This is a genomic window from Bradyrhizobium sp. USDA 4449, assembly GCF_054056275.1.
Genome location: NZ_JBSRYD010000001.1, coordinates 267,261 through 289,360 on the forward strand (window position 1 = coordinate 267,261; position 22,100 = coordinate 289,360).

22 protein-coding genes, 1 pseudogene and 1 riboswitch are annotated in these 22,100 nt (G+C 64.4%); of the genes and pseudogenes, 19 read left to right on the forward strand and 4 right to left on the reverse strand.

Annotated features, from left to right (window positions below; all coding sequences use genetic code 11):
• Positions 1-10: 10 nt before the first annotated feature.
• The 8 genes from ACVIIW_RS01270 (at position 11) to ACVIIW_RS01305 (ending at position 9,664) form a co-directional block, all read left to right on the forward strand.
• Positions 11-1,231, forward strand: coding sequence for a helix-turn-helix domain-containing protein (locus ACVIIW_RS01270; RefSeq protein WP_456699078.1), 1,221 nt, complete (start codon positions 11-13; stop codon positions 1,229-1,231).
• A gap of 29 nt (positions 1,232-1,260) precedes the next feature.
• A complete protein-coding gene (locus ACVIIW_RS01275) occupies positions 1,261-1,899 on the forward strand; it encodes a Vgb family protein (RefSeq protein WP_456699079.1) in 639 nt (212 codons plus the stop codon).
• 304 nt (positions 1,900-2,203) lie between these two features.
• On the forward strand, positions 2,204-3,772 hold the full coding sequence (locus ACVIIW_RS01280) for a DUF4403 family protein (RefSeq protein ID WP_456699080.1): 1,569 nt from the start codon (positions 2,204-2,206) through the stop codon (positions 3,770-3,772).
• Positions 3,773-3,903: 131 nt separating this feature from the next.
• Positions 3,904-5,013 carry an ABC transporter ATP-binding protein gene (locus tag ACVIIW_RS01285; protein WP_456699081.1) on the forward strand — a complete coding sequence of 370 codons (1,110 nt, stop codon included), beginning with the start codon at positions 3,904-3,906 and terminating at the stop codon, positions 5,011-5,013.
• Positions 5,014-5,061: 48 nt separating this feature from the next.
• Positions 5,062-6,120: an ABC transporter substrate-binding protein gene (locus ACVIIW_RS01290; protein WP_456699082.1), complete on the forward strand. Its 1,059-nt coding sequence runs from the start codon at positions 5,062-5,064 to the stop codon at positions 6,118-6,120.
• 69 nt (positions 6,121-6,189) lie between these two features.
• A complete protein-coding gene (locus ACVIIW_RS01295; protein ID WP_456699083.1) occupies positions 6,190-7,452 on the forward strand; it encodes an ABC transporter permease in 1,263 nt (420 codons plus the stop codon).
• Positions 7,449-8,279, forward strand: a complete 831-nt coding sequence (locus ACVIIW_RS01300; RefSeq protein ID WP_456699084.1) for an ABC transporter permease — start codon at positions 7,449-7,451, stop codon at positions 8,277-8,279. Before ACVIIW_RS01295 ends, ACVIIW_RS01300 begins: the two co-directional genes overlap by 4 nt.
• A gap of 176 nt (positions 8,280-8,455) precedes the next feature.
• Positions 8,456-9,664, forward strand: a complete 1,209-nt coding sequence (locus tag ACVIIW_RS01305; protein WP_456699085.1) for an ABC transporter substrate-binding protein — start codon at positions 8,456-8,458, stop codon at positions 9,662-9,664.
• A gap of 70 nt (positions 9,665-9,734) precedes the next feature.
• Here the strand turns inward: ACVIIW_RS01305 and ACVIIW_RS01310 are convergent, their stop codons facing one another.
• Complete coding sequence (locus ACVIIW_RS01310; RefSeq protein WP_456699086.1) at positions 9,735-10,262, reverse strand: PRC-barrel domain-containing protein; 528 nt, start codon at positions 10,260-10,262, stop codon at positions 9,735-9,737.
• A gap of 229 nt (positions 10,263-10,491) precedes the next feature.
• Complete coding sequence (locus tag ACVIIW_RS01315) at positions 10,492-10,971, reverse strand: hypothetical protein (protein WP_456699087.1); 480 nt, start codon at positions 10,969-10,971, stop codon at positions 10,492-10,494.
• Here ACVIIW_RS01315 and ACVIIW_RS01320 point away from each other — a divergent pair.
• Together ACVIIW_RS01320 and ACVIIW_RS01325 are read left to right on the forward strand one after the other, a co-directional pair.
• The gene (locus ACVIIW_RS01320) at positions 10,970-11,710 is read left to right on the forward strand and encodes a response regulator (protein WP_456699088.1); all 741 of its coding nucleotides are present in this window, start codon (positions 10,970-10,972) and stop codon (positions 11,708-11,710) included. The genes ACVIIW_RS01315 and ACVIIW_RS01320 overlap by 2 nt on opposite strands.
• A gap of 14 nt (positions 11,711-11,724) precedes the next feature.
• Positions 11,725-13,038, forward strand: a complete 1,314-nt coding sequence (locus ACVIIW_RS01325) for an ATP-binding protein (protein ID WP_456699089.1) — start codon at positions 11,725-11,727, stop codon at positions 13,036-13,038.
• 58 nt (positions 13,039-13,096) lie between these two features.
• Here the strand turns inward: ACVIIW_RS01325 and ACVIIW_RS01330 are convergent, their stop codons facing one another.
• The gene (locus tag ACVIIW_RS01330; RefSeq protein ID WP_456699090.1) at positions 13,097-13,297 is read right to left on the reverse strand and encodes a hypothetical protein; all 201 of its coding nucleotides are present in this window, start codon (positions 13,295-13,297) and stop codon (positions 13,097-13,099) included.
• 224 nt (positions 13,298-13,521) lie between these two features.
• On the opposite strand from ACVIIW_RS01330, the gene ACVIIW_RS01335 reads away from it, so the two are divergent.
• The 9 genes and pseudogenes from ACVIIW_RS01335 to ACVIIW_RS01375 form a co-directional block, all read left to right on the forward strand.
• Complete coding sequence (locus ACVIIW_RS01335; protein WP_456699091.1) at positions 13,522-14,067, forward strand: transglycosylase SLT domain-containing protein; 546 nt, start codon at positions 13,522-13,524, stop codon at positions 14,065-14,067.
• A 77-nt stretch (positions 14,068-14,144) separates the two neighbouring features.
• Positions 14,145-14,289: riboswitch (TPP riboswitch) on the forward strand.
• The gene (locus ACVIIW_RS01340) at positions 14,277-15,302 is read left to right on the forward strand and encodes an FAD-dependent oxidoreductase (protein ID WP_456699092.1); all 1,026 of its coding nucleotides are present in this window, start codon (positions 14,277-14,279) and stop codon (positions 15,300-15,302) included. (Overlaps the previous riboswitch by 13 nt.)
• Positions 15,293-15,490 carry a sulfur carrier protein ThiS gene (gene thiS / locus ACVIIW_RS01345; RefSeq protein ID WP_092228243.1) on the forward strand — a complete coding sequence of 66 codons (198 nt, stop codon included), beginning with the start codon at positions 15,293-15,295 and terminating at the stop codon, positions 15,488-15,490. Before ACVIIW_RS01340 ends, thiS begins: the two co-directional genes overlap by 10 nt.
• Positions 15,491-15,647: 157 nt before the next feature.
• Positions 15,648-16,430 (forward strand): thiazole synthase, encoded by a 783-nt coding sequence (locus ACVIIW_RS01350; RefSeq protein ID WP_456699093.1) that lies wholly within the window; start codon positions 15,648-15,650, stop codon positions 16,428-16,430.
• Complete coding sequence (locus ACVIIW_RS01355; RefSeq protein WP_456699094.1) at positions 16,417-17,061, forward strand: thiamine phosphate synthase; 645 nt, start codon at positions 16,417-16,419, stop codon at positions 17,059-17,061. The genes ACVIIW_RS01350 and ACVIIW_RS01355 overlap by 14 nt, the downstream gene beginning before the upstream one ends.
• A 162-nt stretch (positions 17,062-17,223) precedes the next feature.
• Positions 17,224-19,122, forward strand: a complete 1,899-nt coding sequence (gene thiC / locus ACVIIW_RS01360) for a phosphomethylpyrimidine synthase ThiC (RefSeq protein ID WP_456699095.1) — start codon at positions 17,224-17,226, stop codon at positions 19,120-19,122.
• Positions 19,123-19,127: 5 nt separating this feature from the next.
• A complete protein-coding gene (locus ACVIIW_RS01365) occupies positions 19,128-19,643 on the forward strand; it encodes an AAA family ATPase (RefSeq protein ID WP_456699096.1) in 516 nt (171 codons plus the stop codon).
• 2 nt (positions 19,644-19,645) lie between these two features.
• On the forward strand, positions 19,646-21,007 hold the full coding sequence (locus tag ACVIIW_RS01370; protein ID WP_456699097.1) for a toll/interleukin-1 receptor domain-containing protein: 1,362 nt from the start codon (positions 19,646-19,648) through the stop codon (positions 21,005-21,007).
• A gap of 63 nt (positions 21,008-21,070) precedes the next feature.
• Positions 21,071-21,325: pseudogene (locus ACVIIW_RS01375) on the forward strand (mismatch-specific DNA-glycosylase); the annotation flags it as partial.
• Between the two features lie 189 nt (positions 21,326-21,514).
• On the opposite strand, the gene ACVIIW_RS01380 reads toward ACVIIW_RS01375, so the two are convergent.
• The gene (locus ACVIIW_RS01380; protein WP_456699098.1) at positions 21,515-22,060 is read right to left on the reverse strand and encodes an HD domain-containing protein; all 546 of its coding nucleotides are present in this window, start codon (positions 22,058-22,060) and stop codon (positions 21,515-21,517) included.
• Positions 22,061-22,100 lie beyond the last annotated feature (40 nt).

A 22,100-nucleotide genomic window follows, 5' to 3' on the forward strand; every position in this document is an offset into this window, starting at 1 on the left:
CGGGATTTTCATGGACTCGCTGATCACGGCCGCCGCGCGGGCGTTGGAGGCCGGCGATCCGCTCGGCGCCCTGAACCGCGTGGCGTTGCGCAACGATGCGCCGTCGCTGGCGCTGCGCGGCATCGCGATGGCCCAGCTCGGCGATCTCGCGAAAGCCAAAACGCTGCTGCGCAGCGCCGCGCGCGCCTTCGGTCCGCGTGAGGCGGTCGCGCGCGCGCGGTGCGTGGTGGCCGAAGCCGAGATCGCGCTGGTCTCGCGCGACCTGAATTGGCCGGCGAAGACGCTCACGGCGGCGCGGGCGACGCTCGCGAGCCATGGCGATTTCGCCAATGCCGCTCACGCCGGTCATATCGAGGCTCGCCGTCTCGTCCTGCTCGGGAGGATCGACGAGGCCGAACGCATCATGGGCGAACTCGGCGGCGCCGCGCTCCCGCCCGCATCCCGGGTCGTTCGCGAGCTCGTGGTCGCCGGCATCGCCATCAGGCGGTTGAAATCGAAAGACGCGCGCGCGGCGCTCGACCTGGCGGCTCGCGCCGCGAGGCAGGCTGACATCCCGGCGCTGGTGGCCGAGGTCGACGGCGCGAGGCTCGTCCTCGACACGCCGGCCGCACGCCTGATCGCGCGCGGCAGCGAACACCCGTTGTTGCTCGGCGAGGTCGAGAGGCTGGCAACCTCGACCGCGCTCGTCGTCGACACCTTCCATCATGTCGTGCGCAGGCAAGGCACGGCCGTGTCACTGGGAACGCGGCCGGTGCTGTTCGCGCTCGCCCGGCTCCTGGCGCAAGCCTGGCCCGCGGACGTCTCGCGCGAGGCGCTGATATCAGGCGCTTTCCAGGCCAGGCACGTCGATGAATCGCACCGTGCCCGCTTGCGCGTCGAGATCGGACGGCTCCGGACTGAGCTCAAGCCGCTGGCCGACATCAGCGCGACCAAGCAAGGGTTCGAACTGGCGCCGCGCAGGACCCGCGACGTGATCGTGCTGGCGCGCCCCGTCGAGGAGAAGCACGCCGCAGTGCTCGCCTTTCTCGCCGACGGCGAGCCATGGGCAAGCTCGGCGCTGGCGCTCGCGCTTGGCATGAGCGCACGCACGGTGCAGCGGGCGCTCGAGGAGCTCGCCCGATCGAACAAGGTGCAGTCGTTCGGACACGGCCGGGCGCGGCGCTGGATGACGCCGCCAGTTCCGGGTTTCCCGACAGGCTTGTTACTCCCCGGACCGCTGCTCAAGACTTAAGATGTGAACCGCCGCACAAGGACCATGCCATGAAGCGATCAGCCGCCGAGATCATCCGCGAGTACGGGCCTTTCGACGGCGTCGAGGCCGTGCATGGCGTCAGCTATGACGGCAGCCAGGTCTGGTTCGCGTCCGGCGACAGGCTGAGTGCGGTCGATCCTGACAGCGGCAGGATCACCCGCTCGCTCGATGTCGCCGCGCATGCGGGAACGGCGTTCGACGGCCGTCATCTGTTCCAGATCGCCGAGGACCGCATCCAGAAGATCGACGCGGCGAGCGGCGCGATCCTCAGCACGATCCCGGCGCCCGGCGGCGGCGGCGATTCAGGATTGGCCTGGGCCGAGGGCTCGCTCTGGGTCGGGCAATATCGCGAGCGCAAGATCCACCAGATCGACCCTGACAGCGGCAGGATTCTGCGCACCATTGAAAGCAAGCGGTTCGTGACCGGGGTGACCTGGGTCGACGGCGAGCTCTGGCATGGCACATGGGAGGGCGAGGACAGCGACATCAGGCGGATCGATCCTGATACCGGCAAGGTGCTCGAGCAGCTCGACCTGCCGGAGGGGACGATGGTTTCAGGGCTGGAATCGGACGGCGGCGATCGGCTCTTCTGCGGCGGCGGCGCCAGCGGCAAGGTGCGCGCGGTCCGCCGCCCCGGGCGCAGCTAGCTTTGATGAGCTGTCGACGATGTCGTTCCTCGCCAAATGACCGAAACCGGGCTGACCAACGTCGCTCGATGGCGGCAAATATTAGGAAGCCCCGCGCTGGCATGACGGGCGGCTCTGGTTCGTCGACTGCCTGGCGCGGACGCTGCTGAGGGACCTAGGCGAATGCCGCACGCATGCGACGGGCTACCTCTGAGAGACAGGCCGCCGCCATTAACTCATCCGCCGCAATTCCACCCCATCCGTGCGCTCTAGCGCCCTGCTCGCCTGCCCTGTAAAATCCTCACCGCGGCGGCTTGGGGGATTGATGCGTCCGACACTGAACGTGAAGACTGTGCTGATCGCCATTGGCGTGCTCGCGGCGTCGTTCTTGATCAGCCTGAAGGCGATGGACCTGTTATCGCCGCGCGCGACCAATTCCGCGCCGCCGGTCGCAGAGCTGCCGCCGTTGCCGCCGGCGTCGAAAAGCTCGATCGTGGTGGCGCCGGTCACGATCGCGCTGTCGGCGATCCGCGAGCAGGCCGAGAAGGCCTCGCCGCGCAATTTCGCCGGCAAGGCCGAGAACCCGGCCTCGCAGATCCTGCAAGACGCCGATATCGGCTGGACCGCCGCGCGCGGGCCGATGTCGGTGACAGGCGACAAGGACGTGCTGACGCTGTCGACCCCGATCACCGGCAAGCTGAACGTGACAGGATCGCTGTCGGGGAAGGCCACCGGCGCGCTCGGCGACGCGCTCGGCAGCGTGCTCGGCGGCGACGCGGCGAAACGGATCGGCGCGATCAACATCAAGAATTTGAACGCCAGCGCCGAGATCAAGGGCAACGTCGTCGTCACCTCGCGCCCGAGGCTCGCGGCCGCCTGGCATCTCGAGCCCAATATCGGCGCGCAGGTCAATCTCGGCGACACCAATCTCTCGGTCGCCGGCGCCAAGGTCAACGTGCCGGCCCAGGTGAAGCCGCTGATCGACAAGACGGTCAACGATCAGCTCAACGTCGTTGCCGAACGCATCCGCAACGACCCCAGCCTGCGCGAGAACGCGAGGGTGCAATGGGCCAAGGCCTGCCGCTCGATCCCGCTGCAAGGCAGCGGCTCCTCGGCGGCGCTGCCGCCGCTCTGGCTCGAGATGAAGCCCACCCGCGCGATCGCGGCGCAGCCCCGCGTCGACGCGCAGAACGTGACGCTGCTGCTGGGCCTCGAGGCCGAGACGCGCGTGACCTCGACCCAGACCAAGCCGGACTGCCCGTTCCCCGATAAGATCTCGATCGTGCCGCCGACCGGCACCGGCGTGAACATCGGCGTTCCCATCGACGTCCCCTTCACCGAGATCAACAAGCTGATCGCGGCGCAAATGGTCGGCCACACCTATCCCGAGGACGGCTCCGGTCCGGTCGAGGTCACCGTGAAGAGCGTCAACGTCGTACCGTCAGGCGATCGGCTCTTGATCTCGCTGCTGGTGCGCGCCAAGGAGAAGAAGAGCTGGCTCGGGCTCGGCGCCGAGGCGACCGTGCACATCTGGGGCCGGCCGATGCTCGACCAGGAGCAGCAGACGCTGCGGCTCGCCGACATCCAGCTCGCGGTGGAATCCGAAGCGGCCTTCGGCCTGTTAGGGGCCGCCGCCCGCGCGGTGGTGCCGCAGATGCAGCAGGCGCTGGTGCAGAAGGCGACGCTCGATCTGAAGCCGATCGCCGCCAACGCGCGCGAGAAGATCGCGGCCGTCATCGCCGACTTCCAGAAGAGCGAGGACGGCGTCAGGGTCCAAGCCGTCATCAGCAGTCTCACGCTGGCCGACATCGCCTTCGATTCCAAGACGCTGCGCGTGGTCGCGGAAGCCGGCGGCACGCTGAATGTGGCCGTGACGAAGCTGTCGGGGATGTAGTGCAGTTCGATGCACGGAATCCGCGCGGCCCGTTATCGCTTGCGCCGCTGGCATTCTCGTTGGAGGATGCTAAGCTGATCGTCGTAACCTCGAACGAGGTGCTCACAGCTTTTTAGGGGACACTGCGGGACATGGAAGCCGGCATCGTCACATCTGCGCCGGCATTGGTGCGCTTTTCCGGCATTCAGAAAACCTACGATGGCGAGCACCTCGTGGTGAAGAACCTCGATCTCGACATCAGGAAGGGCGAGTTCATCACCCTGCTCGGCCCGTCGGGCTCGGGCAAGACGACCACGCTGATGATGCTGGCGGGCTTCGAGGTCCCCACCCGGGGCGAGATCTATCTCGCGGACCGGCCGATCAAGAACGTGCCGCCCCACAAGCGCGACATCGGCATGGTATTCCAGAACTATGCCCTGTTTCCGCATCTGACGATCGCGGAGAATATCGCTTTCCCGCTCTCCGTGCGCAACACGAGCAAGGCCGAAACGCAGGACCGCGTCAGCGCGGCGTTGCGCATGATCAAGATGGAAACCCTGGCGCAGCGGCGGCCCGGGCAGCTCTCCGGCGGCCAGCAGCAGCGCGTGGCACTCGCCCGCGCGCTGGTTTTCAATCCGCAGCTGGTGCTGATGGACGAGCCGCTCGGCGCGCTGGACAAGCGCCTGCGCGAGCAGATGCAGCTCGAGATCAAGCAGCTGCACGAGACGATGGGCATCACAATCGTCTACGTCACCCACGACCAGAGCGAAGCGCTCACCATGTCGGACCGCATCGCCGTGTTCAACGACGGCATCGTCCAGCAGATCGACAGGCCAGACGCGCTCTATGAGCATCCGGTGAACAGCTTCGTCGCCCACTTCATCGGCGAGAACAACGTGCTGACAGGCACCATCGAGACCGTCGACAAGCAATATTGCCGCGTCGCCCTTGATGGTGGCGGGGCCGTGACTGCGCGGGCCGTCAATGTCCCGGGCGCGGGCGCATCGACCTCGCTGTCAGTGCGGCCGGAGCGGATCAACATTGTCCCTGATGGCAGCTCCAGCGACGGAGCGAACCGGCTGCCGGCCAGGGTGCAGAACACCATCTATCTCGGCGACCACGCGCTCGCCGTGCTCGACGTCGCGGGGAATGCCGAGTTCATGGTCAAGGTTCAGCCGGGCGCGCATGACCGCCTGAGACCCGGCGAGACCATATTCATCACTTTCCGCCCCGAGGACTGCCTGGCCCTCGATCCCGTCTGATCCATCCATCAACCTCAACGCAACGCATATGAAGAAGGAACAAACACCATGCTGAAGCGCAAGATTGGCAAGATTGCTCTGGGTTTCGCCGCGGCGTTCAGCGCCAGCGCTGCGCTGGCTCCGATCGCGCAGGCGCGCGACCTCACCGTCGTCTCGTGGGGCGGCGCGTATCAGGACGCCCAGAAGAAGGTCTATTTCGAGCCGTTCAAGAAGGCATCGGGCATTCCGATGAACGACGAGTCCTGGGATGGCGGCGTCGGCGTGCTGCGCGCCAAGGTGCAGGGCGGCGCCGCCACCTGGGATCTCGTCCAGGTCGAGAGCGACGAGCTTGCGGTCGGCTGCGAGGAAGGCCTGTACGAGAAGCTGGATTATTCCAAGATCGGCGGCGAGGCCGCCTACATTCCGCCGGCGGTCAATCCCTGCGGTGTCGGCGCCATCCTCTATGATTTTGTGCTCGGCTACGACAAGGACAAGCTGAAGGACGCACCGAAGGGCTGGGCGGACTTCTTCGACACCAAGAAAGTCCCGGGCAAGCGCGGCCTGCGTCAGGGCCCGAAGACGACACTCGAGATCGCCCTGATGGCCGACGGCGTCGCACCGAAGGACGTCTACAAGGTGCTGGCGACCGACGAGGGCGTCGACCGCGCGTTCAAGAAGCTCGACACCATCAAGGGCGACATCGTCTGGTGGAAGGCCGGCGCCCAGCCGCCGCAACTGCTCGCCTCCGGCGAGGTGGCGATGACCTCGGTCTACAATGGCCGCATCGACACCGCGAACAAGAACGAGAAGAAGAATTTCGGCATGGTGTGGGACGGCGCCCTGTTCACCATCGACAGCTGGGTGATCCTGAAGGGCAGCCCGAACAAGGACGCGGCTTACAAGTTCCTGGACTTCGCAGGCAAGGCGGAGAACCAGTCGAAATTGTCGGAGAACATCGCCTATGGCACGTCGAACAAGGACGCAGCCGGCCTGTTGCCGGCCGCCGTTCTGAAGGACCTGCCGACCGCGCCTGACAACATCAAGAACGCAGTCGAGATCAACGTGGCCTTCTGGCTCGAGAACATCGACAAGCTGACCGAGCGCTTCAACAAATGGGCCGCGAAGTAGCGCGGCCGCGTGGCCCAGGCGAAGAAGCGCGCTCCTTCGCCTGGGCCTCTTGCCTGAAATGATCACCGCATGACAGTAGCGTCCCTGACCGCCACCGATGCCGGGACTAGCGTGCCGCTCAAGCGCCGCCTGAAGCGGGCGGAGCGCGCGCGCCAGTTCAAGGCCCTCGCACTGGTCGTGCCCCTGCTGCTGTTTCTGCTGTTCACCTTCGCCGGACCCATCGCCGGCATGCTGTGGCACGCGGTCGATGACCGCGAGGTGCGGCAGGTTCTGCCGCAAACGGTCGCGGCTCTCGCCAGCTGGGACGGCAAGGATCTGCCGGACGAAAAGACCTATGCGGCCCTGGCAAGCGACATCCAGGCCGCCCGCGCCGCCGGCACCGTTGCGATCGCGGCCAAGCGGCTCAACTACGCCCAAAACGGTTTTCGCACCATCCTCACCAGCACGGCGCGCAATCTGAAGACAATGCCGGAGCCGGGCACGGCCAAGGAGACGCTGGGCAAGATCAACGCAGCCTGGCGCGACCGCGCCACCTGGACGACGATCAAGGGGGCCAGTGGCCCGGTGACCGGCTTCTATCTGCTGGCGGCGCTCGACCTTGTCAGGAACGTCGACGGCGCGATCGTCGCGGCCCCGCCGGATCAGGCGATCTACCGCGAGGTTTTCGCCCGCACCTTCCTCATCAGCCTCGGTGTCACGGCGCTGTGCCTGATCCTCGGCTTTCCGGTCGCCTATTTGCTGGCGACGCTGCCGCCGGGGCGGTCAAACCTGTTGATGATCTTCGTACTGCTGCCGTTCTGGACCTCGCTTCTGGTCCGGACCTGCGCCTGGATCGTGCTGTTGCAAAGCAAGGGCGTCGTCAACGACAGCCTGCACTGGCTTGGCATCATCGATGAGCCGTTGCGCCTGATCTACAACCGCTTCGGCGTCTGCGTGGCCATGACCCACGTTCTCCTGCCATTCATGATCCTGCCGCTCTACAGCAGCATGAAGGCGATCTCGCCGGCCTATATGCGCGCCGCAGCCTCGCTCGGTGCGCCACCCCTCACCGCCTTCCTGCGGATCTACCTGCCGCAGACGCTGCCCGGCATCGGCGCGGGGAGCCTGCTCGTCTTCATCCTGGCGCTCGGCTACTACATCACGCCGGCCCTCGTCGGCGGCGCAGCCGACCAGATGATCAGCTACTTCATCGCGCTCTACACCACCGAAACAGCCAATTGGGGCCTTGCTTCGGCGTTGGGCGCGGTGCTGCTGCTCGCCACAGTTCTGCTCGCGCTCGTCTACGGCAAGCTGGTGCAGGGCCAGCAGGTCACGGGAGGGATGAAGAATTGAGCGACACCGCTTCCCTCCGCACGCCCAGCCAGCGCATCGCCTGGACCGCGACGATCTTGATCTCCACGCTGGTGTTCATTTTCCTGATCACGCCGATCCTTGCGATCATGCCGCTGTCCTTCAGCTCCGGTTCGTACCTCACCTATCCGCTGCCGGGCCTCTCCTTGCGCTGGTACGACGACTTCATCAGCTCGCCGCGCTGGATGAATTCGTTGAAGAACAGCATGATCATCGGCGTCGCCTCGACCGCGCTGTCGATGGTGCTCGGCACGCTCGCAGCCCTTGGGCTCGCGCAATGGAAGAGCCGGTTCAAACCGCTGGTGCTGGCTTTCGTGCTGTCGCCGGTCGTCGTGCCCGGTGTCATCACCGCGGTCGGTCTCTATTTCTTCTTCGCGCCGATCGGACTGACCGGCAGCTATCTCGGCCTGATCCTGGCTCACACCGCGCTCGCCACGCCCTTCGTGGTGATCACGGTCGGCGCCACGTTGCAAAGCTTCGACACCAACCTGGCGCGTGCCGCCGCCTCGCTCGGCGCCTCGCCCCTCGAAGCGTTCCGCCGCGTGATCCTGCCGCTGATCCTGCCGGGCCTCGCCTCAGGCGCACTGTTCGCCTTCGCGACCAGCTTCGACGAGGTGGTGATCGTGCTGTTCATGGCGGGACCGGAGCAGCGCACCTTGCCACGCGAAATGTTCAGCGGCATCCGTGAAAACATCAGCCCGACCATCACGGCCGCGGCGGTGATTTTGACGACGGTCTCGGTCATCCTGCTTGCCACATTGGAAGGCCTGCGCCGGCGCAACGAGAGGCTCAGGAGTGGCGAAGGCTGAACGGGAGGCGCCGCTACTCGCTCTCCCGCTTGCAGCGAGAGGCGAAGGGAACACCGTGGCTCTCTCCTTATTTCCTAGCCCTCTGCATGCCTCCCTGCCTTTGCCCGCGCGACCGTTTCTCGCTACAAGGGTCCCCGCAAACAAGCCCCGAACAACAACGCTGAGGGAGAAACGACATGCAAAAACTCATCGCCGCGGTCACGGCCGGCTTCGCCATCGCCGCCACCTGCGGCACGGCGCAGGCGCAGATTTCCGATAACGTCGTCAAGCTCGGCGTGCTCACCGACATGTCGAGCCTTTATGCCGACGCGACCGGCAAGGGCTCGCTCGCCGCTGTCGAGATGGCGGTGGCGGATTACGGCGGCAAGGTCGCAGGCGTGCCGATCGAGATCGTGTCCGCCGATCACCAGAACAAGCCCGACGTCGGCGTCAACATCGCCCGCAACTGGTACGACAACGACAAGGTGGACGCGGTCATGGACGTGCCGACGTCCTCGGTGGCGCTGCCGATCTCGGCGCTGACGCGCGAGAAGAACAAGATCAACATCAATTCCGGCGGCGGCTCCTCCGACATCACCGGCGTGGCCTGCTCACCCAACACGGTGCACTGGACCTACGACACCTATGCGTTGTCGAACGTCGCCGGCAAGGCGATGGTGAAGCGCGGCGAGGATACCTGGTTCTTCATCACCGCCGACTACGCCTTCGGCATGGCGCTCGAGCGCGACGCGGCCAACGTCGTCAAGGAGAGCGGTGGCAAGGTGCTCGGCGACGTCCGGCATCCGCTCAATTCCTCGGACTTCTCCTCCTTCCTGCTCCAGGCCCAGGCCTCCAAGGCCAAGGTGGTCGCGCTGGCGGATGCCGGCGGCGACACCACCAATGCGCTGAAGCAGGCGGCCGAGTTCGGTCTCACGCAAGGCGGACAGAAGATGATCGCGCTGCTGCTGGAAATCACCGACGTCCACTCCCTCGGCATCAAGGCAACCCAGGGCCTGATCGTCACGGACGCGTTCTACTGGGACAGGGATGACGAGACGCGCGCCTTCTCGAAGCGCTTCAACGACAAGGTCGGCCACATGCCGACCATGATCCAGGCCGGCCTCTATTCAGCGACCATGCACTATCTGAAGGCGATCGAAGCCATCAAGACCGATGAAGCGCCGAAGGTGATGGAGCAGATGCGCAAGACGCCGGTCAACGACTTCTTCGCCAAGAACGGCAAGATCCGCATCGACGGCCGCATGGTCCACGACATGTATCTGTTCGAGGTGAAGAAGCCGGAAGAGTCCAAGGGCGACTGGGATCTCTACAAGCTGATCGCCACCGTCCCCGGCGACGAAGCCTTCCGCCCGCTCGACAAAGGCGGCTGCCCGCTGGTGAAGTGAGAAAAAGACACGACAGCGCGCCCGGTGACGAACCGGGCGCGCTTCGCTTTAGGCACTCACGTGATCCTATTTACTCCGAGTACTTGAACTCGGGCATGTTCTTCAGCTGGTCCTTGGTCGCGTTGAACACGGCGTGATCAGGATACCACTTGGACGATGAACTGCTCGTGGTGGTCGCCGTCTTTTCGGTGCCGGTCGCAGCACCGGTGGTCGTGGTCGCAGCCGGCTTGGCGTTCGGGTTCGTCGTGGTGCTGGTTGAGGCCACGGCCTCATTGACGAATTTCAGCTTCTCATAGGGCACGGCGACGAGATGCTCGCCCATGCCGAGGAAGCCACCGACGCCGATCACGGCGATCTTGACGTTGCCGCTCTTGTCCATCAGCAGATCGTTGATCGAGCCGATGTTCTCGTTGGCATCGTTATAGACCTTGATGCCGTCCATCTTCGATGTACGCCATTCACCGGACGTACTCGTCGCCGGGGTGGTCGCGGTCGAAGCGGTGGGCGCCTTGTCGGTGGTGGAGGGATTTTGCGCAAACGCAACGGTCGCAAGCAAAGCGGTGCCGGCAAGGCCGGCGGCGATTGATTTGATCAACATTGTTGTCCTCTCCTTCAGCAGAAAACTTGTGCGGAGAGAACAGCCACGGCCACGCCCAGTTCCTCGCGTGCGGCAATTTCGTTGCCCCATCCGTTGCATGCTCGCGGCGGTGCGGCGCGAAGAAAGTTCCTGCTCAGGAACGTGGGGACGACGGTTCCCCGCCGACGATCATGCGCCCTGGGATGAAGCATGTTCGCGGCGAGGAACGCGCCGACCGGGGTCGCGCAGGTCAGCTCCTGGCGTCGATCAGCAGCGCCGAAAAATCCGAACTGTTCGACGAGCCCGTCGCGCTGCCATTGGCGCCGTAGGACGAGCGCGATGATTGCGACTGCTGCAGCGCCTGGAGAAACTGCTCGAGGATCTTGGCCGTGCTGCCGTCGGTGGAGTTGCTGCTCGTCGGATCCGTCGACGACGAATCCGAAGAGCCGTCATCCGACGGCGGCGGACCGGGGGGCGGGCCGCCCGCGCCGCCGGGCCGCTTGGCGAAGGCGGGTGTTGGCTGGCGGAGGCCGCTGAAATCGAAGTCATGATGGCACGGTGGCTTTTGCGGGTTTCGGACGCGACTGCGCCACGCTGTGGTTAACGGGCTTAACGCGACCTTGCCGTGCGGAGACGCGTCGTTTGCGGGGTGTTGCGGAGATGAGGCCGGAAACAAACTGAAACAAAAATCTTCGCCTTTTGGCCCGAATCTTGGACAAACAAGGCCCATGGCCGTTCCCTCTCCCAACATCCTGGTCGTCGAGGACGACCGCGAAACCCGGACGTTGATCGCGAAATATCTGCGCAACAACGCCTGCAACGTCACCGCCGTGAGTGACGGCCGCGAGATGTCGCGTGCCATGGCCGACCACCGCGTCGATCTCATCATCCTCGACGTCATGCTGCCCGGCGAGGACGGTCTCAGCCTGTGCCGCAAGGTGCGCTCGGAAGCACAGACGCCGATCATCATGCTGACCGCGCGCGGCGAGGACGTCGACCGCATCGTCGGCCTCGAGATGGGCGCCGACGATTATTTGCCGAAACCGTTCAACCCGCGCGAGCTGCTCGCCCGCATCAACGCCGTGCTGCGGCGCCAGGCCTCCGCCCGGGCCGCAAGCTCGATCGAGGGCGCATCCACGCTCGCCTTCGAAGGCTGGCGCATCGATTTGCGCCTGCGCGAGCTGCGCAATCCGGAAGGCGCACGCGTCGCCGTGACCAGCGCCGAGTTCGACCTGCTGCGGACCTTCTGCGAGCGTCCCGGCCGCGTGCTGTCGCGCGACAGCCTGCTCGACCTGACCCAGGGCCGCAGCACCGGCGCGTTCGAGCGCTCCATCGACGTGCTGGTCAGCCGCATCCGCCGCAAGATCGAGCCCAATCCGGCCGACCCCACCATCATCAACACGGTGCGCTCCGGCGGTTATCTGTTTACGCCCAGAACGGAAGCGGTTACGACGCCCCCGAGCAACTGAGGGGGATTTGGACGATGAAGCCGTTCGGGTTCTTCCACCTCAAGGGCATCAGCGGCCAGATTGCCGCGCTGGTGCTGGCTTCGACCGTCACGCTGCATCTCGTCGTCACCACCGCGTTCCTGATGAGCCGGCCCGACCATGCCGACACGCCGCCCGACGGCGCGCATCAGCTGACCGATGCAGCGCTGCTGCTCGGCTCGGCCAGGCCGGACGACCGACCGCGCCTGATCGCGGATCTCGCGCGCGCCTTCCCGAAGCTCGATCTGGAGACGCACGCGCCCGGCACGGCTGACGTGATCGAGGACGGCGACAGCCAGCACCTGCACGGGCTGCGTCGCCATCTCGGCCGAGGCTACAAGGTGGTGCAGCTCGCGCCCCGGGGCGGCGCCCGTCGCATCGGCGTGCAATTGCCTGACGGCACCGTGATCGCGGGCCATGTCGAGAGCAGTCAGCGTCCGTGGTTCTGGGGCGCGCCGTGGCTGATCACGTTGATGACCGCCTTCATCTGCATCAGCGTGCTCGGCCTGTGGGCGGCGCGCGCGCTGGCGACGCCCTTGTCGTCCTTTGCCAAGGCGGCCGAGAATTTCAGCCTGGACGGCGAGGCAGATCCGCTGCCCGAGCGCGGCCCCGAGGAGATCCGCTCCGTCGCCCGCGCGCTCAACCGCATGCATGAGCGGATCGCACGGCTGATGTCGGATCGCACCAAGATGCTGGCCGCGATCAGCCACGATCTGCGCACACCGATCACGCGGCTGCGCCTGCGCGCCGAGTTCATCGAGGACGAGAGCAACCGCAAGCGCATGCTGATCGACCTCGACCAGATGCGCTCGATGCTGGAAAGCGTGCTGTCGCTCTTGCGCAACGACCGCAAGATCGAAGCGATCACGCTGGTCGATATCGCCAGCACGCTGCAGCTCATTGCCGACCAGTTCGGCGACATGGGCCACGTCGTGCACTATGACGGCCCTTCATCGGCGACGGCCGCCGCGCGCCCCGACGATCTGCATCGCGGCGTCACCAATCTGGTCGAGAACGCCGTGCGCTTCGGCGCCGAGGTGACGATCCGCCTCGACGTATCAGACACCAGGCTCGTCATCGACGTCGAGGACGACGGCCCCGGCATTTCGGACGCGCGCAAGCACGAGATGCTGGAGCCGTTCGTGCGCGGCGACGACGCGCGCACGATGGACGATTCCACCGGCTTCGGCCTCGGCCTGTCGATCGCGCTCGCCCATGGCGGCGAGCTGTCGCTGCACGACGGCCAGCCGCACGGGCTGATCGTGCGGATGCAATTGCCTGTTCGGCAGCAGCCGCGGCTGGCTGCGTAGGCATGATCGGGAAAGCGTGAAGCGGCTTTCCGGAACGATCATGCCCTCTTAAGGCAACTCAGGCTGCGAGCGGCGGATATTCGACGGCGGGCTCGTCGTAGATCGCGATGGCCTCGAACCGATAGTTGCAGGCGTGGCATGTCCAGAGATAGGACACTCGCCCTTCGCCCTGCTCGATCCAGTCGGGTTGCGCGATCGGCGCGCCGCATTGTGCGCACGGGTTCTGCGTGGGGATGTCGCCGATTTCTGCTCGGGTCATGGACGTCCTCCCGAATGCTGCTTAGGGATTTTTGGGCGAATGCAGGAATGGACAGACCTGCTGTCGCGTCCTGCACTCCGCCGGCGCTGAAGCTAACCCAGGTTTGAGTCGTAAAAACGACGGCTCGGCGAAAATCACCGCTGGCGGCGTTTCGCCACATCATCGCCGTGTTCCCACGGCCTAACGCGCATGGGCGCAGGTCCGTTCGGCCGAGGAACATTTAAATGAAAATCTTACGCGTCGCCGCCTTCATTGCGGCCGGACTGGTGTCGCCGCAAGCCGCAGTCGCAGGCCAGGCCGAATACGCCGGGATGGTCGCGATGCATGCGCACGCCAACGGCGTGCCGGAGGCGCTGGTGCATCGCGTCATCATGCGCGAGAGCCGCTATCAGCCGGGCCTGGTCGGCCATGGCGGCACCATCGGGCTGATGCAGATCAAGCTCGCGACCGCCCGCGGCCTCGGCTACACCGGCGATGCCGCCGGCCTGCGCGACCCCAACACCAATCTCACCTATGCGGTGAAATATCTCGCGGGCGCCTACCACGCCGCCAATGGCGACCACGACCGCGCCGTGCGCTATTTCGCGGGCGGCTATTACTACGCTGCAAAGCGTCAGCGGCAGGAGATGGTGCAACAGGCGAGCTTCGAGACGAGCAACCAGGCCTGGCTCGAGCCCAATGGCAATCCGCAGCCGATGTTCGGCACCGTGCCGCACCGGAAGCTCGCCGATCACCTCCGCAACGCGCGGGCGCAGGCGCCCAACCGCTAGCCACCGTCATGGCCGGGACGAGCCCGGGCATGACGACCGATAACGCGTTGACACAGGCCCCCACAAGCCTACATTAGAGCCGTTCCGAGGGGTGCTCCGAGGAGGAGCTGAGATACCGCTAAACGGGCAAGCCTGCACTTCAGCAAGCCTGCCCAGGACCGCGGTGACCCTTTGAACCTGATCCGGGTCATGCCGGCGAAGGGACAGGGATGTTGCAGACGACCAAGCGAGCGGATTCACCGGTATCCATCATCGGCGCAGGCATTGCGGGCGCGTGGCAGGCGCTGTTGTTCGCGCAGGCCGGCCATGCCGTGACGCTCCACGAGCGCGGTGACGCCGCCATGGCCGGTTCCACCAGCCATTGGGCGGGCGGCATGCTCGCGCCCTATTGCGAGGCGGAGGTCGCCGAACCCGTCATTTCCAGGCTCGGCCTGCGCTCGCTCGACATCTGGCGGCGCGAGCTGCCGGATACGCCCTTCAACGGCTCGCTGGTCGTCGCCCATCCGCGCGAGCGCAACGACTTCGAGCGCTTTGCCCGGATGACCGAGGGGCACCGCCGGCTTGATGCCGCAGGCCTTGCCGCGCTCGAGCCGTCGCTGGAGGGCCGCTTCCGCGATGCGTTGTTCTTCCCGACCGAGGGTCATGTCGAGCCGCGCCGCGTGCTGCCGAAACTGCACGCGCGCATCGTCGCCGCCGGCGGCACCATCAGGTTCGGCAGCGATGTCAGCGCCAACGATCTCGCCAACCTTGATCCCGAAGGCCTGGTGATCGACTGCCGCGGCCTGTCCGCGCGCGACGAGCAAAGCGCGCTGCGCGGCGTCAAGGGCGAGATGATCCTGATCGAGACCAGCGAGGTGCAGCTGGCGCGCCCGGTCCGCCTGATCCATCCGCGCTGGCCGCTCTACGTGATCCCGCGCGAGGACAATCTGTTCATGCTGGGCGCGACCTCGATCGAGACCGAGGATACCGGCGTCAGCGTCCGCTCCGCGCTGGAGCTCTTGGGCGCGGCTTATGCCGTGCATCCGGCGTTCGGCGAGGCGCGCATCGTCGAATTCGGCTCGGGCCTGCGCCCGGCATATCCGGACAATTTGCCGCGCATCGGCGTGCGCGGCGGCAAGATCAGCGTCAACGGGCTCTACCGCCACGGCTTCCTGCTTGCCCCCGCGCTTGCCGAGCTGACGCTCGCCTATGTCGAGCGCGGCCAGATCGACAATGAGGTGATGCAATGCGCGTGATCGTGAATGGTGAGCAGCGGGAGATAAACTCGGCCAGCGTCGACGCGCTGCTCTCGGAGCTCGACTACGAGGGCACCCATTTCGCCATCGCGCTGAATTACGACGTCGTGCCGAAAAGCCGCTGGGCCGAGACCCACCTCAAGGCCGGCGACGAGATCGAGATCATCACGCCGCGGCAGGGAGGGTGAGGAAGATGCAGCTCGCGCCCCACACTCAGCTGTCATCGCCCGGCTTGACCGGGCGATCCAGTACGCCGCGGCTTCGCGATTCCAGCCGCGCCGCCGCGGAGTACTGGATCCCCGCTTTCGCGGGGATGACACTGTCATTCAAGGAGACACCTCGGACATGGTGACCTTCTACGGCAAAACCTTCGCCTCCCGCCTGCTGATCGGCAGCGCGCTCTATCCCTCGCCTGCGATCATGCAGGACGCGATCCGCGCCTCCGGGTCGAACATCGTCACGGTGTCGTTGCGGCGTGAATCCGCCGGCGGCAAAACGGGCGACGCGTTCTGGAAGCTGATCCGCGAGCTCGACGTATCAGTGCTGCCGAACACCGCCGGCTGCCGCAGCGTGCGCGAGGCCGTGACCACCGCCAAGCTCGCGCGTGAATTGTTCGGCACGACCTGGATCAAGCTCGAAGTCATCGCCGACAACGACACGCTGCAGCCTGACGTCATCGGCCTCGTCGAAGCCGCCACCATGCTGATCAAGGACGGCTTTGAAGTGTTCCCCTATTGCACCGAAGACCTCTCGGTCGCGAACCGGCTGGTCGATGCCGGCTGCAAAGTCGTCATGCCCTGGGCAGCTCCCATCGGCAGCGCCAAGGGCATCATCAACCGCGATGCGCTGAAGCTGCTGCGCGAGCGGCTGCCCGACATCACGCTCGTGGTCGACGCCGGCATTGGCGCGCCGAGCCACGCCGCCGAAGCGCTCGAGCTCGGCTACGACGCCGTGCTGCTCAACACCGCGATCGCCAAGGCCGCCGATCCCGTCGCGATGGCGAAAGCCTTCCGCCTCGGCTGTGAGGCCGGCCGCACCGCGTTTGAGGCTGGGCTGATGAACGCCCGCGACTTCGCCTCCCCCTCCACCCCTGTCGTTGGGACCCCGTTCTGGCATGCCGTATCCTGATCGCAACGCGTATCCTGATCGCAACGCGTATCCTGATCGCTTCTACCCCGTCGTCGACAGCCTCGCCTGGGTCGAGCGCCTGACCAAGCTCGGCGTCGGCACCATCCAGCTGCGCGCGAAAAATCTCGACGACGCGCAGGCCTTGCAGATCGTCACCGACGCGCTGGCGATCACGCAAGGCACGCAGGCCAAGCTGGTGGTGAACGACTATTGGCGCGCCGCGATCGTCGCCGGCGCAAAATATCTGCATCTCGGCCAGGAGGATCTCGCCGACGCAGACCTCGAGGCCATCCGCGAGGCCGGCCTGTCGCTCGGCATCTCCACCCATGACGACGAGGAGCTCGCGACCGCGCTGAAGGCAAAACCGGACTACGTCGCGCTCGGTCCGATCTTCTTCACCACGCTGAAATCGATGCGTTTCGAACCGCAGGGCATTCCGAAGATCACGGAATGGAAGAAGCGCATCGGCGACATCCCGCTGGTCGCGATCGGCGGCATCAAGTTCGAGCACGCCGCGGAGATCTTTGCCGCGGGCGCGGATTCCATCGCGGTGGTCAGCGACGTCACCCAGAACGCCGACCCCGATGCCCGCGTACGGCAGTGGCTCGGCCAGGCTACGGAGGCGGCATGATGCATGTCCGTCCCCATTTGATCCGTCACCCTGAGGTGGCCCGCTTCTTCAGCGGCCCTCGAAGGGCGACGGCCCGGCTCTTTCATCCTTCGAGGCACGCAAGTGCGCGCACCTCAGGATGACGACAGCGACAGCATTCATACCAATTAGAAGGAGGATCCCATGAACATCCGCTCCAATCCCGACAAGACCGTCCCCGCCGTCACCACCGGCCCGCTTCCCTCCTCGCGAAAAATCTTCGCCTCGCCCGACGCCGCGCCCGATCTGCGCGTGCCGCTGCGCGAGATCATCCTGTCGGAAGGTGCCGGCGAGCCGAACCTGCCGGTTTACGACACCTCGGGCCCCTACACCGATCCATCCGTGACCATCGACGTGAACGCCGGCCTTCCCCGCAACCGCAAGCAGTGGGTGCTGGAGCGCGGCGGCGTCGAGGAATATGAGGGCCGGCAGATCAAGCCGGAGGACAATGGCAGCGTCTCCACCGACAACGCCGCGCGCGCGTTCAGCGCCTATCACAAGCCCTTGCGCGGCCTCGACGGCCACAAGATCACGCAGCTCGAATTCGCCCGCGCCGGCATCATCACCAAGGAGATGATCTACGTCGCCGCGCGCGAGAACCTCGGCCGCAAGCAGCAGCTCGAGCGCGCGGAAGCCGCGCTGGCCGATGGCGAGAGCTTCGGCGCCGCGGTGCCCGCCTTCATCACGCCGGAGTTCGTGCGCTCAGAGATCGCGCGCGGCCGCGCCATCATCCCCTCCAACATCAACCACTCCGAGCTCGAGCCGATGATCATCGGCCGCAACTTCCTGACCAAGATCAACGCCAATATCGGCAACTCGGCGGTGACCTCGTCGGTCGAGGAAGAGGTCGAGAAGATGGTGTGGGCGATCCGCTGGGGCGCCGACACCGTGATGGACCTCTCGACGGGGCGCAACATCCACACCACCCGCGAATGGATTTTGCGCAACGCGCCCGTGCCGATCGGCACGGTGCCGATCTACCAGGCCCTGGAGAAGTGCAACGGCGATCCCGTGAAGCTGACCTGGGAGCTCTACAAGGACACGCTGATCGAGCAGTGCGAGCAGGGCGTCGATTATTTCACCATCCACGCCGGCGTCCGCCTGCAATACATCCACCTCACCGCCAGCCGCGTCACCGGCATCGTCAGCCGCGGCGGTTCGATCATGGCGAAGTGGTGCCTGGCGCATCACAAGGAAAGCTTCCTCTACACGCATTTCGACGAGATCTGCGACCTCATGCGCAAGTATGACGTCTCGTTCTCGCTCGGCGACGGCCTGCGTCCCGGCTCGATCGCGGACGCGAATGACCGCGCGCAATTTGCCGAACTCGAAACGCTCGGCGAATTGACCAAGATCGCATGGGACAAGGGCTGCCAGGTCATGATCGAAGGCCCCGGCCACGTGCCGATGCACAAGATCAAGATCAACATGGACAAGCAGCTGAAGGAGTGCGGCGAAGCGCCGTTCTACACGTTGGGACCGCTGACCACCGACATCGCGCCGGGCTATGACCACATCACCTCGGGCATCGGTGCGGCGATGATCGGCTGGTTCGGCTGCGCCATGCTGTGCTACGTCACGCCGAAGGAGCATCTCGGCCTGCCCGATCGCAACGACGTCAAGACCGGCGTCATCACCTACAAGATCGCGGCCCACGCCAGCGATCTCGCCAAGGGCCACCCCGCCGCGCAACTGCGCGACGACGCCCTCTCCCGCGCGAGATTCGAATTCCGCTGGACCGACCAGTTCAACCTCGGCCTCGACCCCGATACCGCAAAAAGCTTCCACGACGAAACCCTGCCGAAGGAAGCCCACAAGGTCGCGCATTTCTGCTCGATGTGCGGCCCGAAATTCTGCTCGATGAAGATCACGCAGGACGTGCGCGACTACGCGGCGACGCTCAACGATCCGAACAGCGTGGGCATGTCGATGGCCGGCACCGCCGAAGACGGCATGGCCAAGATGAGCGCGAAGTTCAAGGAGATGGGCGAGAGCTTGTATCTCGATGCGGAGAAGGTGAAAGAGAGCAATCGGGTGCTCTAGGCCCTATGCCCGACATGATAATCATTGCCGGCCCCAATGGGGCCGGAAAAACCTCTTTCGCGAGAGAGTATCTCTCGAAGGATGGGCTACGCTTCGAATTTGTCAACGCTGACGAGATAGCCCGCGGATTGGCCCTGGAGGGTGGAACGCTGGACCAATCCGATATTCAAGCCGGTAGGGTGATGCTCAAGCGGATTGATGATCTCGTTAGCCAGAAACTTGATTTTGCTATCGAAACCACTCTAGCTACATTGATCTACGCTCCCAGGATCGCGGCTTGGCGCAACCAGGGATACCATGTGGCGCTTGTCTATTTGCGATTGGCATCCGAAGAAGACGCGCTTGAGCGTGTCCGGCGGCGTGTAGCGGCGGGCGGCCACGACATTCCCGCTGACGTGATTGCGAGGCGATTTAAGAAGAGCAGAACCTATTTTGAACAGGTCTACAAACCAATAGTCGATCAATGGTATGTTTATGAGAGTCGCGAGGGAGAATTTGCTCCCTTAGAATCTTCGGAATAGCGATGGTCGAGAAGCTTGATACGTCGAAAATCGAAGCCGCTCTCGAAAGAGCGGCTCACAAATCAGTGCAAGGCGGACGAGAGGATCGGTCCGGTCGCTTCATGGCGCCTAGGGCATTCATTTCGTATTCTCACGATTCAGATGAACATAAGCAGTGGGTTCTTAAACTCGGATCAGACCTGCGTAACATGGGTGTTGACGTCGTGCTCGACCAATGGGACCTCGTCCCTGGTCAAGATGTCAGCATGTTTATGCAAAGAGGGATCACAGAAGCCGACTGCGTCGTTCTGGTCTGCTCGGCTTCGTACGTTTCAAAATCCGAGAAGGGAACCGGAGGAGTCGGTTACGAGCGCCTCATTGTGACGGGTGAAGTCGTGCAATCAATCGACACAATAAAGTTCATTCCGATTTTGCGAGGATCCAGTCCCACCAATAAGGTCCCCTCGTTTTTGGGGCCGCGGCTATACATCGATTTCGAGGACGACGGAGACTACGACGTTAAGCTCGTCGAACTCGCCAGACGCATTCATGGCGCACCAGCGGTTTCGAAACCGCCCCTCGGACAAAATCCGTTCTCTACTTCCGCTATGGCTTCTACCCTGAGGAAACCCACCGAGGCCCGAGGAGCAGCAATTCCGAATGTTGATAGCCAATGGTTCACATCGGAAGAAGCCGCCGCCCGAGGTGGAATTGAAAAGCTCAAGCTGCTGGGATGCATGGAGCTTCGCGCGAGCATTTCGCATCCCCTAGCGAAATCCCAAGTTGAGCTCTTGAATGCCGTCAAACACTCTGAAATTCGTACGTTCGGGTGGCCAATTGGCGTTACTTTAGAGAATCGCGAGGAATATAGGCCCCGACCATACGGGGATGGTATCAGAGCAGAAATTTCAATAGGCGACCAGGAAGAGGATGGACGAACATCCTACGACTATTGGGCTCTTCGATCGAATGGCGATTTTTTTCTCCTTCAGAGTCTTTTCGAGGATAGCCGGAAGCCAAGTGAGATCTTCTTTGATACGCGCATAGTGCGGGTAACAGAAAGTCTGATGTTCTTGGAGCGCCTGTATAACAATCTCGGGGCTCCCTCAGAAACACAAGTAAAGATCAGAGTAACTCACAGAGGCTTTAAAGGGCGAACCCTTGGCAGCGCTTCGCCCAATCGAAGCCTATTTCGATCTCGAAGGACCAACGAGGACGTTTCTTCGTTTGAATTTTTTGCTGAACTTGGCGATATGCAAAGCACCAGGGTTGATGACGTCAAGAATATTCTTGCGCCGATGTTTGTGCTCTTCGACTACATGGAGCTCAATACCGACGTTTACTCAGACATCGTTAGAAAATTCGAGGCCGGGCGAGTAAGCTAAGCAAGCCGGAGGGGTGGAAGATGTAAATTCCAGTCATTTCGAACTCCTATGCTTCGGACTTCGATGATCACAGCGCACCGCCTCCCCGATCTCCTCCGCCCCAACCTCCGACTCGTCTTCGTCGGCACGGCCGCCTCGACGCGCTCGGCGAAGCTCGGGCACTATTACGCCCATCCCGGCAACCGCTTCTGGCGCGCGATCCATGAGGTCGGGATCACGCCGCGGCGTTACCAGCCGGGCGAGTTTGCTTCGCTGATCGAGCTTGGAATCGGCTTCACCGATCTCTCCAAGACGGGCGCTGGGATGGATCACCAGCTCGTAAGGTGGGTTAGCGTGGCGTAACCCACCACTTTGCATCCAAGGCCAGTCCGTAGGGTGGGTTAGCGTAGCGTAACCCACCATCTTGCATTCAAAGCCTCTCTAGACATGGTGGGTTACGCCTTGCGCCGTCGCGCGTTGAAAGTCCATGCGTGTGGGCGGCTAACCCACCCTACGCAGCTACGCGGCTCAGCTCAGCGCCGCCAATTCACGCGCGAGATTGGCGCGGGCGCGGCGGTCGTATGTGGCGGCGAAGCTGGAGTCGGGATAGATGACCGGGCGGGCGGCGAACCGGCGCAACACCGCGGCGCGGCCGGCGCGATAGTCGGCGTCGCTGACATGGATGAACTCCTGCCGGATGGCGGCGGCATAGGCGTCGTAACGCGCCGGCTCCGCGCCCAGGATGCCGAGGTCGATCGTGATCAGGATGGCCCCAAGGCGATCGTCGGCCTTCACCTCGTGCGTCCGCGTCAGGCGGATCAGGCGGCCGACCTCGCTGCTGATGTCGGCGCGCACGTGCCGTTCGGCCAGTTGTGCGCTGAGCTCTTCGTTGTCGAAGCGGGTCGGATCGTAGACGACATCGTGCCACCAGATCGCCTCGGACAAAATCTCGCGCTCGCTCGCCGAGAGGCCCTCGATTTGCGCGAGCACGGCGAGGCAGTCCTCGATATGTGCGAGGTTGTGGTACTGGCGGCCGGGTGCCGCATAGGCGGCGGCCAGTGCTTGGCGGTCCATCGCCGAGGTATAGGATGAATGCTGCGGAGATGGTAGCCAT

Excerpts from the sequence above, each read along its gene's own strand:
- ACVIIW_RS01270 (WP_456699078.1), top strand. The coding sequence starts at position 11 with ATGGACTCGCTGATCACGGCCGCCGCGCGGGCGTTGGAGGCCGGCGAT.
- ACVIIW_RS01275 (WP_456699079.1), top strand. The coding sequence starts at position 1,261 with ATGAAGCGATCAGCCGCCGAGATCATCCGCGAGTACGGGCCTTTCGAC.
- ACVIIW_RS01280 (WP_456699080.1), top strand. The coding sequence starts at position 2,204 with ATGCGTCCGACACTGAACGTGAAGACTGTGCTGATCGCCATTGGCGTG.
- ACVIIW_RS01285 (WP_456699081.1), top strand. The coding sequence starts at position 3,904 with ATGGAAGCCGGCATCGTCACATCTGCGCCGGCATTGGTGCGCTTTTCC.
- ACVIIW_RS01290 (WP_456699082.1), top strand. The coding sequence starts at position 5,062 with ATGCTGAAGCGCAAGATTGGCAAGATTGCTCTGGGTTTCGCCGCGGCG.
- ACVIIW_RS01295 (WP_456699083.1), top strand. The coding sequence starts at position 6,190 with ATGACAGTAGCGTCCCTGACCGCCACCGATGCCGGGACTAGCGTGCCG.
- ACVIIW_RS01305 (WP_456699085.1), top strand. The coding sequence starts at position 8,456 with ATGCAAAAACTCATCGCCGCGGTCACGGCCGGCTTCGCCATCGCCGCC.
- ACVIIW_RS01310 (WP_456699086.1), bottom strand. The coding sequence starts at position 10,262 with ATGTTGATCAAATCAATCGCCGCCGGCCTTGCCGGCACCGCTTTGCTT.
- ACVIIW_RS01320 (WP_456699088.1), top strand. The coding sequence starts at position 10,970 with ATGGCCGTTCCCTCTCCCAACATCCTGGTCGTCGAGGACGACCGCGAA.
- ACVIIW_RS01315 (WP_456699087.1), bottom strand. The coding sequence starts at position 10,971 with ATGGGCCTTGTTTGTCCAAGATTCGGGCCAAAAGGCGAAGATTTTTGT.
- ACVIIW_RS01325 (WP_456699089.1), top strand. The coding sequence starts at position 11,725 with ATGAAGCCGTTCGGGTTCTTCCACCTCAAGGGCATCAGCGGCCAGATT.
- ACVIIW_RS01330 (WP_456699090.1), bottom strand. The coding sequence starts at position 13,297 with ATGACCCGAGCAGAAATCGGCGACATCCCCACGCAGAACCCGTGCGCA.
- ACVIIW_RS01335 (WP_456699091.1), top strand. The coding sequence starts at position 13,522 with ATGAAAATCTTACGCGTCGCCGCCTTCATTGCGGCCGGACTGGTGTCG.
- ACVIIW_RS01340 (WP_456699092.1), top strand. The coding sequence starts at position 14,277 with ATGTTGCAGACGACCAAGCGAGCGGATTCACCGGTATCCATCATCGGC.
- thiS (WP_092228243.1), top strand. The coding sequence starts at position 15,293 with ATGCGCGTGATCGTGAATGGTGAGCAGCGGGAGATAAACTCGGCCAGC.
- ACVIIW_RS01350 (WP_456699093.1), top strand. The coding sequence starts at position 15,648 with ATGGTGACCTTCTACGGCAAAACCTTCGCCTCCCGCCTGCTGATCGGC.
- ACVIIW_RS01355 (WP_456699094.1), top strand. The coding sequence starts at position 16,417 with ATGCCGTATCCTGATCGCAACGCGTATCCTGATCGCAACGCGTATCCT.
- thiC (WP_456699095.1), top strand. The coding sequence starts at position 17,224 with ATGAACATCCGCTCCAATCCCGACAAGACCGTCCCCGCCGTCACCACC.
- ACVIIW_RS01365 (WP_456699096.1), top strand. The coding sequence starts at position 19,128 with ATGCCCGACATGATAATCATTGCCGGCCCCAATGGGGCCGGAAAAACC.
- ACVIIW_RS01370 (WP_456699097.1), top strand. The coding sequence starts at position 19,646 with ATGGTCGAGAAGCTTGATACGTCGAAAATCGAAGCCGCTCTCGAAAGA.
- ACVIIW_RS01380 (WP_456699098.1), bottom strand. The coding sequence starts at position 22,060 with ATGGACCGCCAAGCACTGGCCGCCGCCTATGCGGCACCCGGCCGCCAG.